13 protein-coding genes and 5 pseudogenes are annotated in these 16,129 nt (G+C 65.6%); 12 read left to right on the top strand and 6 right to left on the bottom strand.

Features of this window, described 5'->3' with window-relative positions; genetic code table 11:
• Positions 1-187, top strand: a pseudogene (locus tag ACZ4MF_RS28530) (IS110 family transposase); the annotation flags it as partial.
• Positions 188-362: 175 nt separating this feature from the next.
• Here ACZ4MF_RS28530 and ACZ4MF_RS28525 read toward each other — a convergent pair.
• A complete protein-coding gene (locus tag ACZ4MF_RS28525) occupies positions 363-3,068 on the bottom strand; it encodes an NACHT domain-containing protein (protein ID WP_467494730.1) in 2,706 nt (901 codons plus the stop codon).
• Positions 3,069-3,618: 550 nt separating this feature from the next.
• On the opposite strand from ACZ4MF_RS28525, the gene ACZ4MF_RS28520 reads away from it, so the two are divergent.
• On the top strand, positions 3,619-3,888 hold the full coding sequence (locus ACZ4MF_RS28520) for a DUF3761 domain-containing protein (protein ID WP_467494729.1): 270 nt from the start codon (positions 3,619-3,621) through the stop codon (positions 3,886-3,888).
• A gap of 239 nt (positions 3,889-4,127) precedes the next feature.
• Here the strand turns inward: ACZ4MF_RS28520 and ACZ4MF_RS28515 are convergent, their stop codons facing one another.
• The 3 genes from ACZ4MF_RS28515 to ACZ4MF_RS28505 form a co-directional block, all read right to left on the bottom strand.
• The gene (locus ACZ4MF_RS28515) at positions 4,128-4,598 is read right to left on the bottom strand and encodes an SMI1/KNR4 family protein (RefSeq protein WP_467494728.1); all 471 of its coding nucleotides are present in this window, start codon (positions 4,596-4,598) and stop codon (positions 4,128-4,130) included.
• A 243-nt stretch (positions 4,599-4,841) separates the two neighbouring features.
• Positions 4,842-5,195, bottom strand: a complete 354-nt coding sequence (locus tag ACZ4MF_RS28510; protein WP_467494727.1) for a hypothetical protein — start codon at positions 5,193-5,195, stop codon at positions 4,842-4,844.
• Positions 5,196-5,210: 15 nt separating this feature from the next.
• Positions 5,211-6,152 (bottom strand): hypothetical protein, encoded by a 942-nt coding sequence (locus ACZ4MF_RS28505; RefSeq protein ID WP_467494726.1) that lies wholly within the window; start codon positions 6,150-6,152, stop codon positions 5,211-5,213.
• A gap of 23 nt (positions 6,153-6,175) precedes the next feature.
• Here ACZ4MF_RS28505 and ACZ4MF_RS28500 point away from each other — a divergent pair.
• The 6 genes and pseudogenes from ACZ4MF_RS28500 to ACZ4MF_RS28475 all read left to right on the top strand — a co-directional run.
• Positions 6,176-6,472 (top strand): annotated as a pseudogene (locus tag ACZ4MF_RS28500) (DUF4291 family protein); the annotation flags it as partial.
• Between the two features lie 272 nt (positions 6,473-6,744).
• The gene (locus ACZ4MF_RS28495; protein ID WP_467494725.1) at positions 6,745-7,023 is read left to right on the top strand and encodes a DUF4291 family protein; all 279 of its coding nucleotides are present in this window, start codon (positions 6,745-6,747) and stop codon (positions 7,021-7,023) included.
• Positions 7,024-7,192: 169 nt separating this feature from the next.
• Entirely contained in the window at positions 7,193-7,546 is a 354-nt protein-coding gene (locus tag ACZ4MF_RS28490) for a hypothetical protein (protein WP_071381269.1), read from the top strand.
• Positions 7,543-8,793, top strand: a complete 1,251-nt coding sequence (locus ACZ4MF_RS28485) for a DNA/RNA non-specific endonuclease (protein ID WP_467494724.1) — start codon at positions 7,543-7,545, stop codon at positions 8,791-8,793. The genes ACZ4MF_RS28490 and ACZ4MF_RS28485 overlap by 4 nt, the downstream gene beginning before the upstream one ends.
• A gap of 6 nt (positions 8,794-8,799) precedes the next feature.
• A complete protein-coding gene (locus tag ACZ4MF_RS28480; RefSeq protein WP_071381267.1) occupies positions 8,800-9,330 on the top strand; it encodes an SMI1/KNR4 family protein in 531 nt (176 codons plus the stop codon).
• A 106-nt stretch (positions 9,331-9,436) separates the two neighbouring features.
• Positions 9,437-9,511, top strand: a pseudogene (locus ACZ4MF_RS28475) (DUF4291 domain-containing protein); the annotation flags it as partial.
• A 401-nt stretch (positions 9,512-9,912) separates the two neighbouring features.
• On the opposite strand, the gene ACZ4MF_RS28470 reads toward ACZ4MF_RS28475, so the two are convergent.
• Positions 9,913-10,896, bottom strand: a complete 984-nt coding sequence (locus ACZ4MF_RS28470; RefSeq protein ID WP_467494723.1) for an HNH endonuclease — start codon at positions 10,894-10,896, stop codon at positions 9,913-9,915.
• Between the two features lie 198 nt (positions 10,897-11,094).
• Here ACZ4MF_RS28470 and ACZ4MF_RS28465 point away from each other — a divergent pair.
• The 4 genes and pseudogenes from ACZ4MF_RS28465 to ACZ4MF_RS28450 form a co-directional block, all read left to right on the top strand.
• A pseudogene (locus ACZ4MF_RS28465) lies at positions 11,095-11,205 on the top strand (peptide-methionine (S)-S-oxide reductase MsrA); the annotation flags it as partial.
• Between the two features lie 36 nt (positions 11,206-11,241).
• Positions 11,242-11,880: a hypothetical protein gene (locus ACZ4MF_RS28460; RefSeq protein ID WP_467494722.1), complete on the top strand. Its 639-nt coding sequence runs from the start codon at positions 11,242-11,244 to the stop codon at positions 11,878-11,880.
• A 119-nt stretch (positions 11,881-11,999) separates the two neighbouring features.
• A complete protein-coding gene (locus ACZ4MF_RS28455; protein WP_467494721.1) occupies positions 12,000-14,417 on the top strand; it encodes a SpoIIE family protein phosphatase in 2,418 nt (805 codons plus the stop codon).
• Positions 14,351-15,009: pseudogene (locus ACZ4MF_RS28450) on the top strand (iron chelate uptake ABC transporter family permease subunit). Before ACZ4MF_RS28455 ends, ACZ4MF_RS28450 begins: the two are co-directional and overlap by 67 nt.
• Here ACZ4MF_RS28450 and ACZ4MF_RS28445 read toward each other — a convergent pair.
• Positions 14,976-16,019, bottom strand: coding sequence for an NAD(P)-dependent alcohol dehydrogenase (locus ACZ4MF_RS28445; RefSeq protein WP_467494720.1), 1,044 nt, complete (start codon positions 16,017-16,019; stop codon positions 14,976-14,978). The pseudogene ACZ4MF_RS28450 and the gene ACZ4MF_RS28445 sit on opposite strands and share 34 nt — an antisense overlap.
• Positions 16,020-16,129: the final 110 nt, after the last annotated feature.

Raw genomic sequence — 16,129 nt, 5'->3', positions numbered from 1 at the left:
GTCCGCGCAGACCAGCATCATCCGCGAAGGCCCGAACCGGGACTTCTACCTCAAGAAGCGGGGCGAGGGCTGCAACCACGTCCAGGCCGTCATCGTACTGGCCAGGCGGCGCACCAGCGTCCTGTGGGCGCTACTGCGCGACAACAGGGCATTCACCAGCGCCCCACCGGCCACGCAAGCGGCTTGACTCCGTCATTGAGACTCGCTCCGCTCACCGCGCGCGGCCCGGCCCCCGGCCGGGCCTGCGCTCCTGCCTCCGTCCCGCTCCAGCCCGGCCGGCGCCCGCGCCGCGCGCACAGCAATCAGCTGCGTCGAACCAAACCGGCGCGGTCAGGGAGGAGTTGCGCCGCTCAGCTACTAGCTCAGCCATAGACGCCAGCGCAATCCACCTCGACACCATCGAGGCTTTCCAAGCCTCTCACAAAGGTAGCCTCGCGTATCACTATCTCGCGCAGTGAATGAATTAGCGAGAGGGGTTCGAGATCCACCAACCCATGACAGGGAGCCAGCGCCAGGCGTTCAAGACTGCGGAAATGTTGCAGTGCACTGAGGTCAATGTCTGAAATACTGCCATCATCCCGATCCTCCCAACTAATAGTCAGCTCGGTTACCGACTCCTCAGGAAAATTCATCAAATGATCTAGATTAACGGCTCCGCGAATGGAAACTCGAGGACGTCCTCCCAGCTTAGCCAGAGCCTCAAGCTCACCATCAGACTGCACAGGGAATTGAATACCTTGCGGATCCAAGTATGCGATAATCTCAGTAGCGTACGCCTTGGAATCAAAGCGGGGCCATGTCTCAACTAGCGTCTTGCGTACGTCCAGTGCAGGATGACGGCGGAACTGACTTAGCACACCAATCGCAGCTTCCGTGCCGATATCAGAAGCGATTTTAACGATCAGGGCTGCCGTTGCTTCGTCCAATCCGTCAGGTCCAGGAAGGAACTCAAGCACTACAGGGCCTGCCTGGATTAGTTCGTACATATTGCTCGCGCTCAAAGCCGCAGGCGAGATCAGATCTTGGGCACGTGTCTCAACTTCTCCACGGATCTCAGCCGGTAGCTCTGTAGCGTGTTCCAGACAAGCAGCCGCAAGCAGGTACATGCGTGTCCGAATCTCAGGCTGACGCTCCCCTCGGGAAAGCAGGCCTTCCATTATTTCAGACCGCTCGTCCATTCGGGCATGAGCAACAGATAGGCGTACAACGTCCTCCCATTGGTCCCTATCTGCATGGTCTATCAGTGAGGGTATGTCCCGAGCCTCCACAGCCGCTTTAGCGCCAAGGTAATCCTGAAATGTGCGGTGCACAAAATCTACGGCACCCAACACTGGCTCACGCAGCAACCCAGATCGCAATAGTAGATGCTGAAAAACGTCCTCCGGTGAAGCCTTGATATATGGCATCGCTAGAAGCGCATCAGCCAGCACAGCGGTGGCGTCCGCCTTCCGCATTTCAGAGCGACCGTTACGGATCATCCAATAAGCAAGCTTTTGTAGTAGCTGAACCTGAGGCTCCTTAGGGAGAACCAACCCGCCAGCACGGTGCATAGATCGCTCACGGTCTCTACGCTCCAGAAGCATCGAGAGCGCTGCCTCGTATAGATCTTTACGGCCCAGGGGCAGGAATCCCCTTCGCTCACGATGTAGTGCACAGATAAGGCCGCACATCAACGGGTTAACCGCCAGGCGACCCAAATCCTTCTTGGTTCGAAGAGCGCGAATCAGCGCGTCAGCCATGACGTCATCGGCTCCTGCAGCAGAGTGCCACCTTTTAACGAAGGCTTCCACCTCGCCGCGACTCATGGATAGGAGGTCATATTCGAGGAACCCTTCCTCGAATAGCCAATTTTCGCGCACTGCGGACGGTCGTGAGGTGACAAGCCATCTATTTCCGGGAAACGTTTCGTACAGATCGCGCAACCATGACCGCGCTTGCTCGCGTTCCTCGGCGGGAATCTCATCTATTCCATCAATAAGGAGCAGCCCTCGCCCCGAAGAAAGGACACGATCAGCCCAGCCAGCTGGTGCAGCCCCGGCGACGAGACACCCAGCCGCTCGGAGGAAATCCTCCGGATACGGCAGCCCACCGCCTTCGCGCGTGATCGTCCTCAAGGGGAGGACGAAGGGTACCAGGCCGAGTAGATATGCAAGTGGCCCGCGAAGATCCGCCTGCCTCGCGGCAGTGACCGCCAGCCATTGAACAAGTGTAGTCTTTCCTGAACCTGCCGCACCACGCAACAGTATTGCCGGCTTCGTTGCCAAAGCCTGCTCCACCGCCTGCCTCTGAGGCCGCCAAGCCTCAACTCGCAAAGGGTCATTTACCTCACGCTCGGCTGCATGCTGGTGTTCACTCTCCATCACGCCTAGACCAAGGTATGCAGCATCTAGCGGCCACTCAGACGACTCATTCAGGTCTATTCCATAGATCGTCAGTCGCCCATACTTGTTATCTATGTACGAGCAATAGCGGCTCTCGAAATAAGCATCCTCCGCCGTGCGGGACGGCACCCGTTCCACGAGCAGATCAACGGCCGATATGAGGACATCAAGTTGCCTGCTTTGTTCAATCAGCGTGCGTGCTACAAAAGTGGAACGCTGCGTGAAAAAGTTCAGAATATGCAAGCATGCAAGTCGCAGCACTTCCGAATATACTCGGACTGCATCCTCGCTCAGATATTTCAGCAACTCCGCCCCACCTGCTGCGGAGTAAAGCATGGTAGCAAGGTTTTCATAGCCGAGTTGCACTGCTTGGAGATCGTTGAGGTCGAGATCGCCGATACTATGCAAAGTCAGTGCGAGTGCGTCTACTACGGCTACTTCCTCGTCCTGAAGCAACGGATCATGTGGCCCAGCTGCTTGCACGGCGCGCCGAACGATTTCCGCCGCTATTTTGCGAAGATCAGTGTCTGTCAGAGTTCGTTTCTCGCCGCGGAAAGAGACTAAAGCGGATACTCTGATTGGCTTGTCGATCAGACCTGCGCCGGGAGGGCTAGAAGCAAATAGCTTTCTGACCAACGGAGAGATTACGCTTGATGCGAGGCGTATACCTAGCTGCGCAGGATCCATTTCTTCCCCCCTCATGCATTAGCGCCCTTGCGATCCCCATTGAGACAGGTGCACCGGGAGACACTCGGGTCATCCAACGCCCCCCTGCTGCCGCAAATAGCGCCGACACGTAGACACTCTCCCCTGGACTACTCACCGCACCACAGATGACACCATCTGTAGCGGCAAGTGTCCACCAGGGTGTGCGAGCAGCACGTCACATCAGACCAAGGCGGTCATCTGGGAAACAGCGCCGCCACATCCTCTCTGTCCCCACGGCCCGGCCGGCACGGCTCGCTCCCGTCGACGGCACCGTACCGTGGCTGAGGCCAGTGGGGGTGCAGCAAGACATACGCGCGCCTGGTCGGTTGGCGCACCCACCGCCGTGGCTGACTGTCGTCGGCTGAGGTTCATGTGGACCGTTCGAGGGTGCCCGCCGTCGACCAACGGCCCGACCAACGGATCAGACCCGGCGGCCCACCGCGTGTGCGGTAATCCCATTCCAGCCACCGATCGGTTGAAACCCGTATACAGTCCCCCTGCACTTGTCCGACTCAAAAAGGGGGGCCCTTTGCGTGCTCGTCTTGCCGCCTCAGCCATAGCTGTCGCCGTGGCCGGCGTCTTCTTCAGTGCACCGACCGCGTTCGCGGTGACGTTGCCGTCCACCAACACCGCCCATCATTGCGTCGCCCACACCACGGGGGTGTGTGGCTGGACGCACCACCAGAAGCCCAAGGACAAGTACGAGACCGCGAAGTGCGTCGATGCCACGCTGTCCTACTCGCGGCACTCGCAGGGCACTTGCTCCCACCACCACGGCGTCCGCTACTGGTTCAAGTAGGCCGCCGAGCAGCGACGCAAGGTGCGGGACATGAATTGCGGGTGCGTGTCTAACTGCGTGACAACGCCGACGAACACCGGCGGACGAGCACGGACGCCTGCGGACAATCGCAGCAGGTGAGAGACACACCAGCCCAAGGCCAAGCCCCCACCCAAGTTGCTTCGGGACGAAGAGGTCGTGGGTTGAAATCCCGCCACCCAGAAGGAGAAGTACCGGCTCAGGACAGTGGGGCAGCTGGTCTACGAAGTGGGCTGCCTCTCCAGCAGTGTTTCCACCATCAGGGTTCCTGCCAGCGTGCCCGTCAGCCATTCCGCGAGGCTCACGCCCTGGGACCAGCACTCGCCTTCGTGGTTGCACCACATGACGCCTTCAGGATCCCGGAAGTCGACCAGCGACCAGATAGTGCAGCCCCAGTCGTAGATCAGCACCAGGCCGGCCGGAATGCGGCCGGACGGATCCGGGCCGTCCTGGTACAGCTCGGCGATGTCCGCAAAGTTGCCCTGCGCGGCCCCACCGCTCACGCCCAGGATTCCTTCGTTCGGGCCGAATCCGCCGTTGGCGACCTCGATGTACAAGCGCCGCAGGAGAGGAGGCAACGGGAACCCGATGGCCTCTTCCGCTGCGGCGACAGCCTCCGGTGTTGCGGGCGGCGGCAAAGTCCCCGCCCGCGCTACGATCCGCAACGCCTCGACAACCTCATCATCAGTCACGGGCTCAGGCTCTCAGCCCTCAGTGCTCGGTCGTACCAGATGTGTGCCAGATCCTGCGGAGAACCACGGGGAACAGCGGGGAACAAGTCGGCGACCGCCTGCGCACCGTTCAAGGTCCACCGCAGGTCAGCGGAGCAAACGCCACCAAAGACCCCAAGCTTCCCAAGCTGAGAGCGCGAGCTCCTCGTCACCCGCCTCGGTACCGCTCATCAGAGAGCCAGGCGCGTGATGAGGCAGTTCGTCTCAGAACGGAAGCTCGGTCTTGGTGGTGCCCCGTTTGATGGTCATGACCTGCTCATGGAAGTCACGGCTGGCGGATTCGCGTGGGTACCGGGACCTGAGTTCCTTGTCCAGCTCGTCAGCGACTAAAAGCAGGGACGGGAGGGACTTGCGGTCGGCTTCCAGGGCTTTGGTGCCCATGCCGATGGCTTCTTCGATCTCGCCCATGCGGGCGGCGGCGACCCCAAGGGTGAGGCGGGCTTCTGCGGCGCGCATGGGTGAGATCTCGGTGCCGTCCGGGCCGGTGCTGATGCGGATGACTGATCGGGCGTGGGCTGCGGCGCGCTCGTCGTCGCCGAGGAGACGGTAGGCGTCCATCTCGTAGAAGTCCCACTAGTCGGGGTCGATGATGAAGTGGTGTTCGGGGTGGTCGGGCTTGGGGAGTCGGTCCAGCCTGGCTCGGCCGGCATCCAGGGAGTCACGCACAAGGCGGGCGTCACCCATGCGTGCGGCGGCTCGGGCCTTGTGGGCGTAGAGCTGTACGCCGACCGAGTGAGTCTGGTCCGCCATGTGTCCGGCCTCGACGGCGCTGAGCATGTCCTGCCATCGGCTCTGGGTGAGGGCGAACCATGCCTCGATCTCCCAGGCCCATGCCTTGATCTCGCCGTGTCCGGCCTCGTCGCCGATGCGGAGTGCGGCGGCCTTGCTGAGGTTGGCGGCTTCGCGCTGGCCCCGGTCGTACTGCACGCAGGCATTCAGCAGGAACAGCCAGCCGGTGTCGACCAGTAGCTCTCGGTGCTGGCGCAGGGTCATGCGGCGTTCGAGCTGCTCGGTGACGTATTGCAGGCCCTTGCGGGTGCGCTCGTGGAGGTAGTCGGCGTCGGCGTACGGGTAGGCGCGGGCCAGTTGATCGATGCCCTTCTCGATCGACTCCAGGGCGGCGCTGTTGATGCTGGACATCTCTGTGCGGCGCAGCATTTCCGCGATGTCCCATATGCCTGCGCCACCCTGTGCGATCAGGGTGCTCGGGTCCTCCGGCTGCGTGCTGCTGGCCGGTCGGTCCAGCTCCCAGGGGCGTGGGGTGAGTCCTGCGAGATGGCCGGGGATGCGTAGGCCGTCGACCACTTCGAGGATCTTGTGGAACTGGGTGATCCGTGGGCGGACGCCCTTGCCGTCGGTCTCTGGTCGGGCCATCTTGCCGATGTGCTCGCGCTTGTAGCCGACGGCTTCGGCGATCTTGGCGTAGCTGACGTTTCCGTGGATCTTGGCGAGTCTGAAGACTTCGCCGAAGTCGTGGTTGGCGATCGCCGACCGCACGTCCGCGCGTTCCAGCACGTGAGGCGGAAGAGCTGCCGGTGGACCGGGCCGCATGGCAGCGCCAGTTGAAACGCGCGCCCGCTCGCGTGCAGTGGGACCCCGAGCGGGATCTGCACCTGCAACCCCTGCCGTACCGGTCCCTGCAACTCGGCCTCTGCGGTGAGGCCGCACGACGCTACGCGGACGAGTGGACAGTCGCCATCCGCGACGTGACCCCACTCGCCCACGAGATCCACGCCCTGGTCAACAGCGGCGATCTGGCCTCCGCCGCCCGGCTGCTGCCCCAGGAACGCGCCTATCCCGTTGAAGACGAGCTTCTTGCACACCTACGCGGATGACAGACTGCTCGACCCCACAACCGGCTCCGGCCCCAGGGTCACATGGCAGCACAGGCTCGGTGGGATGGGCGTCAAGCTAAGTACCCCGTTCGAGACGAACTGGGGGGCTTCCTGCCCGACGGGCGTCGCTCCGGCGCCGGACGTCACGGACGAGTAGCCGGTAGCGCTGAAGCGGGTGTCGTGCATGGTGCTGCGGCCGACGCTCTCCGTCACAGTGAACGGCGGTCGAAAATCAGTGGCCGCCTGAACCGGCTGACTCCACGCTGTACGCCATGGCGCAACCGCAACGCGAGATCCGCGCGGCCTACGCGGACTCCACGATCACCGTCTACCAGGCGTACGCCCCGGAAATCGGTCTGCCCGCCGTCCAGGAGGGCCGTTTCCCCGCCGCGTGGAAGCGCGACAGGATGACGTGGATCAAGCCACGCTCGCAACCTCTTTCCGGGTTGAAGAACGACACGGACCAGCAGAAGAGGCAGTTGCGGCGAGCAGGCTTAGAGCGGTCGGCCAGCCCCCGGCGGGGCCGTCAAAGGCGAGATGGAATCAGTTAGGCGTTGTCACCGGCAGGGCTGCCTCACCAGCGTCACACCCATGGTGAGAGAGCTCACGATCAGTGGACTGGGCCTTTACTCACCCTTTGTGGTCAGGCAGTCGCGAAGTAGTGATCAGCGGTTAGGGTCGAACGTCCGTGCAGTTAACGGATAGGGAGGACGTCAAGTCATGGGCGACGACGGCAAGATACTCGACATCAAGATTGCCGACCTCAAGGCGACAGCGCCTCACTTCGACCATGAAAGCGTTGCTCTTGCGCATGCTCTGACCAAGCTGAAGCACGGGTTGGAGGCGGCCGGGGCGCCGTGGGGTGACGACGACAAGGGCCAGGAGTTCCACAAGGCGTACGGCCCGCACGTCCCACAGATCGAGCGCGCCACCCAGATCCTGGTTGACGGTCTGGCCAGCATTCGTGAGGCCATGGTCGACATGGCGGACGGCCACATCGACAACGAAGAGCTGATCCGCAGCATGTTCAGCCGGATCCACGCCGACCACGGCGGTAAGGGCGCGCATCAGTGAGCGTCGCCGACAAGGCCCGCAAGATCGTCCAGGACATGACCGGCATGTGGTGGCCGGCTGCCGACGAGGGCGGGCTGCGGCATGCCGCGAAGACGTGGCGGGACTTCGCCGACGACGTCGACGATGTCACCTCTGCCGCCAACAAGGCGGCCCGCACCATCATCGAGCACAACAAGGGCGAGGCGATCTCCGCCTTCGCGGACCCGTTCTGGCGCCGCTACTACTACGAAAAGCGCGGCTGGCTGAAGGACCTCGCCGACGCGGCGCGCGACATGGCCAAGTCGCTGGACGCGTACGCGGACTATATCCACGGGGTGAAGAAGAAGCTGGAGCACGAGCTGGAGATCGCCGGGGCCACGCTCGTGGTCGGCGGGGTCCTCTCGGTCGTCACCTTCAGTCTTTCCGCGGACGCCGCTGCGGCGGTGGCTGCCGGTGTCGCGGACCTCGCCGCCAGCCTGGGCGTCGCGGTGTCGGAGGAGATCGCGGCCATCGCCAGTACGACCTTGGCGACCGCGGCGTTCGCCGGCGTCGAGTCCGTCGCCGTGAACCTCGCCGTGACCCAGCCCATGTCCATCGCGCTCGGCGAACAGAAGGGCGGGCTCAACATCGACGAGGCCCGCGACGCCGGGGAGTATGGGGCCCTGGCCGGTGGCTTCCTCGGAGGAGCGGGTTCAGCGATCCGTGCCGCGGGCAACGCTGGCGGATGGACAGAACTGTTGGGCGGTGTACGGGTACCGGGTTTGACGCCGCGAGTGGCGCTGCCCGGTGGGTTGACCGCCAGCACAGATGACCTGGGCGTGGCGCTCAGGTCGGGGCAAGGCGGCTACGGAGCGGCACGCCAGCCACCGCCGTACTGTGAGCCACTCGATTCCCTGGGGCGGGCCCAGGGTGTCAAGACCACGATCACCAAGTCGATGCTCAACACAGGCACCAAAGCCAGTCGGCGAGTCAAACCGCCGGGCTGGCTCGGGGACGCCGCCGACCATACACGGGGGCACCTCCTGGCAAGGGCCTTGGGCGGTGACGGTGCAGCACCTGAGAACATCGTGATCATGTACAGGACTGCGAACAACGAGGTCATGGAGAAGCTCGAAGAGCAGATCTATAAGGTTGTCGATGCGGGCCATGACGTGGAGTACGCGGCGACACCTGTCTACAGGAATCCGACCGACCTCATACCCTCAGGCGTGCGGATCACTGCCAAGGGCGGGGGCCTCGACATCGACCAGACCATCATCAACAAGTAGGCAGACATGACTGACCTGGATCTTCTGGCGGCCCTTCCGGCAACTGGCCAAGCCGGCCTGGTCCCCAACGACTGGGAGCGTGTCGAGGCTGCGCTGGGCGTGACGTTCCCCTCTGCCTTCATCCGGTTCCTGGACGTGTTCGGTGGTGCGAAGTTCGATGACTTCCTTCGCGTCTACCGAGCGGGGGCCGACAATGCGAACGTCGATCTCCTCACCCAGACCCACCGGGCCAGGAAGACCATGGCCACAACTCGTCCGCACATCGAGGAGCTGCTGACGCAGCGCGGATCGGACCCGTCCCAGCTGGTGTGCTGGGGCGGAACCGACAACGCGGACATGTGCTTCCTGATCCCTCACCGGGACTTCGACAAATGGGCGGTGCTCACCGTGATCGGCCGCGGGCGCGAGTACGACCTGTTCGAAGGCCCCGTAGAGAGCTACCTTCTGCAGGTCCTGCGACGAGACTTCATCAGCGACGTCTTCCCGGACGACTTTCCTGACGAGTCACCCTCTTACGAGCGCAATCCGTACATCTGATCCGTCCGGCGGCCAACCTTTCTCAGAAGACGTCCACCAGGCGATACTCGGTGTCGCCCATCTACACAACCTCGCGCGCAGAACACGCGGTGCTCCAGGCACACCGCCCGCCTTCCAGGAGGGCCGTTTCCCTGCCGCGTGGAAGCGCGACAGGATGACGTGGATCAAGCCGCTATTCCTGTCGCGAGCGGTGGATGACCGCTTGACGTGCACCCCCACCCTGTGCTGGTGGACTGCCAGTTCGTCGATTCCAGGGCACTCCCGCTCCTGGGGCAGCAGTTGGGCCGCGGAGTCCCGGCGAACGCGTGGATCTCTTCATCCACAGGAACGATGGCTTGATCCATGTCAAGCCGCGCTCACGAACCTTTTTCTAATGGCCCTCTGCATGTCCTGGGGCTCCGCGCAACGCCTCAGCGAATGTGACCATCGGTACCCGGTCTTCGATTATGCCGTCCTTCTGACATTAAGGGGCCCAAACGGGTTTCCCGGGCCCAGGGAGGACGAGTGTCGCCTGCCCGTTGGGGATCCGAGTCCGACGGCAGAGGCCTTCCTCGGCCCGCTGATGTTTCGGCGACCGCTGCATCACCACCTTCGGTAAGCTCGCTGCACCTCCCTCGTGACCTCATCAGCTACGTTCCGATCCGCGGTGATCTCACAGATGATTGTCAGCACCACAGGCTCGGTGCTTCCTTGAGAGACTCGCTCCATCGCACCGTTCAACTGGGCAACTAGTCGTTGAACGTAGGTTTCGACGTCCTGCATGGGCCTATCCGCCATGTGTACAAGGGCTGCAAATGCCCGTCGGGCCTGTCGAGGAACTACGGCGTTCCTCACCGAGGCCGACCAGGCTGCGAACTCCTCATAGGCTGCGACCAGCCTACATGCAACGTCACCGATCAATCTGAACTCGCCAGGCCTTCCCGGCTCACCCAACGCCTTCGACAAGACCAAAGGGTCAAAGCAGTCCATCACCTGTTGAACGATGACGGTGAGCTCGTCCAGGAGAACCGAGACATGTCTCAGAGCCGCCTGCTTGTCGCGGAACTCCAAACCCAGCGATCGATGCCCACCCGCCCTCCGCTTCGCGTCGAGTAGCCCGACCTGGAGCAGACCCGCGTACATGAGGTACTCCCAGGAGTACGGCCGGTTCCCTATAACGTGGTTGATCTCCTCAGTGGTCTCGGGAACATGGTCGAAGACTTCCGGGGGGACGCCATCGAGATCAACAGAATGGTCCAGCTCTCTGAGCTTCTGCTCGGCCCACTGCTCGTGGGCGCGCTTCATCTCACGCAAGCGTTCCACTGTGTACGTGCCCGGCTGATCATCTATGAGCTTGTGGTGGACCTTGCAGAGAAGCATGAGGTTCTCGTACCGATCGACTTCACCGTCCGGGATCAGCCCGGCGCGTGGCCCCTTACCCGACTGAGCGACGATGTGGGCCTCGTCCCCTACAACCGACTCCCTATCACCCTCAGTGGCATCCTCCACCAGCGATCGCCTGCAGTAGGCGCACGAGTTGTGCGCACGCGCCCAGAGGATCTTTCGATCCCGATCCAAGATGGCCACGCCGACAGTGTCTCAGGTGGCTGGCCGTGACGGAGCGGCAACGAACCGACCCCGGCCCCAAGCGCGACTGGATGACGAACGCTGCGCCGTCGCCGAGCTGGTACGCGGCGGTGGATTACCACCGAGCCAAGCTCGTCACCTGGCTGGTCGAGCCGAAGTCTTCGCCCTCAATCCCGACCAAGCCGGCCCTTGACCATGGAGTATTTCCACCAGCAGTACCTTTCGGAGACCAAAAACCCGGCCGGCTACTGCGGGCTGGGCGGTACCGGTGTGTCCTGCCCGATCGGTGTCGCGCAGGCCGAAGGCTGACGTCGTCGGGTGGGATTCAGGACCTGCGCGGGCCGTGTGCGCGACGAGCAGCTGCCGCTCGTGCGACGGCACACTGCCCTGAGGCGTGCCGTCGGACAGTACTGTCCGCTGGGCTTCAACGCGACGTGGGCGTATAGCGCCGCGACGGCATGTCCGTCCCCTGATCTCCGCAGTGACCCGGCGGCTCTGCTGCGCGCGCTGGAGACTTTGGAAGCCAGCCGAGCGGTCCGGCTCGACGAGGTCGACGCCTTCGCCGCCCGGCGCCACGCGGAGAAAGCGGCCGGCCGACGGACCCCACGCCGCATCGACGCGGCGCACAGGCCGGGGCCTCGCTGGCCGAGCCGAACGGCACCCTCTCGCCTGGGGCTCGTCGCCGCCGTCGCAAACCGTCACACGGCGTTCCGGCGTTCTCCCTTCCCGGACGAGAGCCTCTGCCTCGACGATCAGGCACAGCAACTGACCGACCTGAACGCCCGCCTCGACGGCTGCGCCACCTTGTACCTCACGAACCTTGGCCAGGTGGACGCTCCGGCCCGCGACGCCCTGGCCGAGACGATCAGCGGAATCGAGCGCCTCATCCGTCCGGGCTGGGCGCCCCTGAACGGTGATCTCCTCCCGTGGCTGCGTTTCGCGAACCTCGTCGCATACGCCGCAGCGGTCCCGCTCGGGCATTGAGCGGTGCCCGACGGGTATCGGCTCCGCGCCGCAGGCGGGATGCGGGAGTCGCGAGTGGGGGGTGCGGGGAGGAACATCGGAGGCATGGAGGCAAGGTGGTGGCTATGGGGACGCCGTCCATGCATTTCAGCGAGAGTCCGGAGGATCCCTTCGCCCTCGGTCGTGGCGCCTCGGCCGTGCTCGACGATCGGGGCATCGTGGTCGGCTGGAGCACACGTGCGCAGGAACTGCTCGGATACCCGGCCGGGGAAGTGATCGGAAGGGCCTGGCAGGACCTCCTGGTCGACGCCCGTGACCTGCCGGTCGTACGGTCCGTCGTGGTGGACGCCATGAGGGCGGGTGGATGGTTCGGCGTCCTGCCCGTCCGGGGCCGCGACGGACGCCGTGTGGAGATGGGTTTCCGGGCCCGTGCGGTCACCCGGGAGGGCGGTCAGGAGTGGCTCCTGGTCGGTGCTCCCGCCGCGGAGGTCATCGCCTGGCAGCGGGACCGTGCGCTGTTGGACGGCTTGTACCACCGGTCCCCGATCGGCCTGGTCACCTACGACCCGGACAGGAAGGTGATCCGGGTCAACCGTGCGGTCGAGAAGGCGAGCGGTGTTCCGGCCGAGGCGCCGGTGGGCCACCGCCCCCGCGCGTTCATGGTCGACGAGGACGCGGGTCCGGCAGACGAACGGGTCCGGCACGTCCTGGAGACCGGTGAGCCGTTGATCTTCACGGAGCAGTCCGCCCGGGCACGCCACGATCCCGGTCGGGAACGGATCGTGTCCGTCTCGGCCTTCCGCATGGAGGACCCCTCGGGCCGGGTGCTCGGCGTGGCCGAGACGATCGAGGACGTGACCGACCGCCACCGGGCGCGACGCCGGCTCGCCCTGCTCAACGAGGCGAGCGCCCGGATCGGCACCTCCCTGGACGTGGCCCAGACCGCTCGGGAGCTGGCCGAGGTCGCCGTCGAGGGCTTGGCCGACTACTGCTCGGTGGACCTCCTCAAGCCCGTGACACTGGGGGACGAACCCGTTGCCGGCACGGCGGTTCCGCTGCTCCGGGCCGCCTTTTCGCCGGCGGAACACCGCCTCCCGTTCCGGGAGGGCGACATCGTCCCGCTGCTTCCGGAGTCTCCGCAGGCGCGGTGCCTGGCCGAGCGCCGCCCGATCCTCGAAGGGCTGCTGTCCCTCCGCCCCGAGTGGTACGCCATGGACCGGCGGCGCATCGAGATCGCCCTGGGACTGGGCGTTCATTCGCTGATCGCGGTACCCCTGCTCGCGCGCGGGCTGGTGCTGGGCGTGGTGAGCCTGTGGCGGTCGCGCAGTTCGGAGCCCTTCGAGGACGACGATTCCGCGGTGGCCCAGGAGCTCTCCTCGCGTGCGGCCGTCTGCATCGACAACGCCCGCCGCTTCACCCAGCAGCAGAGCGCCGCGCTGACGCTTCAGCGCAGTCTGCTGCCGAGCGCGGCGTCCGACCTGCCGGCCGTGGAGGTGGCCTGCCGGTACCTCCCGGCCAGCGGCGAACCGGGCATCGGCGGCGACTGGTTCGACGTGATCCCGCTGTCGGGGGCCCGGGTCGCCCTCGTCGTGGGCGACATGGTCGGCCACGGCATCCACGCCGCGGCCTCGATGGGCCGGCTGCGTGCCGCCGTGCGCACCCTGGCCAGCCTCGACCTGGAACCGGACGAGGTGGTGGCGCGGCTGGACGACCTGGTCAGTCTGCTGGCGGCCGAACGGGAGGCGAACGCCGACGGCGACCCGTCGGCGATCGACCAGGTGCTCGGGGCCACCTGTCTCTACGCCACCTACGATCCGGTGTCACAGCACTGCTCCCTGGCCCGCGCCGGCCACCCGGCACCGGCGGTGGCCACCCCGGACGGCGAGGTGACCGTGCTCGACCTGCCCGCGGGACCACCGCTGGGCCTGGGCGGACTGCCCTTCGAGACGTACGACCTGGACCTGCCCGAGGGCAGTCTGCTCACGCTCTACACCAACGGCCTCCTGGAAGCACGGAACGGCGACATCGACGCCGCGCTGGGGAGCCTGCGCACCTGCCTCACCCACGCCATGGAACCCCTGGACCACACCTGCCGCAGCGTGGTCGAAGCGCTGCTGCCCAAGGACCACCTCCCCACCGACGACATCGCGCTGCTGATTGCCCGTACACGGGTGCTGCCGCCGCAGGACGTCGCCTCATGGCAGCTGCCCCTGGAAGCGACCGCCGCCGCCCGCGCCAGGGAGCTGACCACTGCGCAACTGACCGAGTGGGGGCTGCCCGAACTGGCCTTCACCACCGAACTGGTCGCCAGCGAGCTCGTCACCAACGCCTACCGGTACGCGGCCGGCCCGGTCACCCTGCGCCTCGTCCGTACGCACTGCCTGATCTGCGAGGTGTCCGACGCCAGCCACACGTCTCCCCACCTCCGACGGGCCCTCAGCACGGACGAGGGCGGACGCGGGCTCTTCCTGGTCGCGCAGCTCACGGAGCGGTGGGGCACCCGTTACGCCCACGACGGCAAGACCGTCTGGACGGAGCAGCCGCTGCCGCCCGCGTGAGGCCGGCGGCCGTCGTTCACTGCGCGTGGAAGGCGACCTCCGGCCAGGCCGTCCAGCTGTGTCTCTCGAATGCCGAGCTGGACGCGGCCGAGCAGGTCAAGCTGTGGCTCACCGGCTCCCTCAACGGCCGGGGCCGGCAGCAGGCCGTACCCCTGGCCGTCGTCATGGCCGTATGCGTGCCCGGACTCGTGTGGGCCGGGTGGGCGGCCCGGCCGCTGGGGCTCGGGGACGAGACGGCGGCCGGGCTCGGGGTGCGGGTGGACCGGACACGGCTCGGGCTCACCGTGCTCGGTGTCGTCCTCGCCGCCGCGGCGACCGGCGCGGCCGGACCCATCGGGTTCGTCGCGCTCACCGCGCCCCAGCCTGCCCGCCGCCTCACCGGCACCCCGCACCTGCCCTGCTGTGCTCGGCGCTGACGGGCGCGGTGGTGCTGGTCGCCGCCGACCTGGCCGCGCGCACCGTGCTGCCACCGCTGGAGATTCCGGGCGGCGCGCTGCCCGCGCTGGTCGGCGGACCGTACCTGCTGTGGCTCCAGCCGCCGCGGCTGGACCGGTCGGGTCAGATCGTGGCCGTGTCGATCACGAAGCGGTAGCGGACGTCGCTGGACAGGACCCGCTCGTAGGCCTCGTTGATCTCCTGCGCGCCGATCAGCTCGATCTCCGCGCCGATGCCGTGCCCGGCGCAGAAGTCCAGCATCTCCTGGGTCTCGGCGATGCCGCCGATCATCGAGCCCGCGAGGGTCTTGCGACCGCCGATCACCGAGAACAGGTTGAGCGAGATGGGCTCCTCGGGCGCGCCCACGTTGACCAGGGCGCCGTCCACCTTCAGCAGCGACAGCAGCGCGCCGAAGTCCATCGGCGCCGAGACGGTCGAGACGATCAGGTCGAACGTGCCGGTCAGCTGCTTGAAGGTCTCCGGGTCGCTGGTGGCGTAGTAGTGGTCGGCGCCCAGCTTCAGGCCGTCGTCCTTCTTGCGCAGGGACTGCGACAGGACGGTGACCTCGGCGCCCATCGCGTGGGCGATCTTGACGGCCATGTGGCCGAGGCCGCCCAGGCCGACGACCGCGACCTTCTTGCCGGGGCCGGCGTTCCAGTGGCGGAGCGGGGAGTACGTGGTGATGCCGGCGCACAGCAGCGGGGCGGCCACGTCCAGGGAGAGGCCGTCCGGGATGCGCACGACGAAGTTCTCGTCGACGACGACCTTCTCGGAGTAGCCGCCGTAGGTGGGCTCACCGTCCCTGCCGACGGCGTTGTACGTGCCGACCATGCCCTTGAGGCAGTACTGCTCATGGCCGGCCAGGCAGTTCTCGCACTCGCGGCAGGAGTCGACCATGCAGCCGACGCCCACGCGGTCGCCGACGGCGAACTTCGTCACGCCGGTGCCGACCTCGGCGACGACGCCGGCGATCTCGTGACCGGGCACCATCGGGAAGATGGCCTCGCCCCAGCCCTCGCGGGCCTGGTGGATGTCGGAGTGGCAGATACCGGCGAACTTGATGTCGATCAGGACGTCGAACTCGCCGACCGCGCGCCGCTCGATGGTCGTCCGCTCCAGCGGGGCCTTCGCGGCGGGCGCGGCGTACGCAGCAACAGCAGTGGTCATGCCGGGGTTCTCCTCGTGGGGGTGGGCGCGCCCTGGCTGTCTTCTGCCGGGCGTGTTCTCCAGCCTGCCGGACATCCGGCGGTTCACCCAGGTCACAGCCCTGCGTACGA

This window comes from Streptomyces sp. NPDC025793, from assembly GCF_055558375.1.
Note: the sequence above shows the minus strand (reverse complement) of the source record. Positions and strands in the feature narration are given on the sequence as shown.

What these genes read in the sequence shown, in the direction of transcription:
- ACZ4MF_RS28525 (WP_467494730.1), bottom strand. Translation starts at nt 3,068, where the DNA reads ATGGATCCTGCGCAGCTAGGTATACGCCTCGCATCAAGCGTAATCTCT.
- ACZ4MF_RS28510 (WP_467494727.1), bottom strand. Translation starts at nt 5,195, where the DNA reads ATGGACGCCTACCGTCTCCTCGGCGACGACGAGCGCGCCGCAGCCCAC.
- ACZ4MF_RS28495 (WP_467494725.1), top strand. Translation starts at nt 6,745, where the DNA reads ATGGCGCAACCGCAACGCGAGATCCGCGCGGCCTACGCGGACTCCACG.
- ACZ4MF_RS28490 (WP_071381269.1), top strand. Translation starts at nt 7,193, where the DNA reads ATGGGCGACGACGGCAAGATACTCGACATCAAGATTGCCGACCTCAAG.
- ACZ4MF_RS28480 (WP_071381267.1), top strand. Translation starts at nt 8,800, where the DNA reads ATGACTGACCTGGATCTTCTGGCGGCCCTTCCGGCAACTGGCCAAGCC.
- ACZ4MF_RS28455 (WP_467494721.1), top strand. Translation starts at nt 12,000, where the DNA reads ATGCATTTCAGCGAGAGTCCGGAGGATCCCTTCGCCCTCGGTCGTGGC.
- ACZ4MF_RS28445 (WP_467494720.1), bottom strand. Translation starts at nt 16,019, where the DNA reads ATGACCACTGCTGTTGCTGCGTACGCCGCGCCCGCCGCGAAGGCCCCG.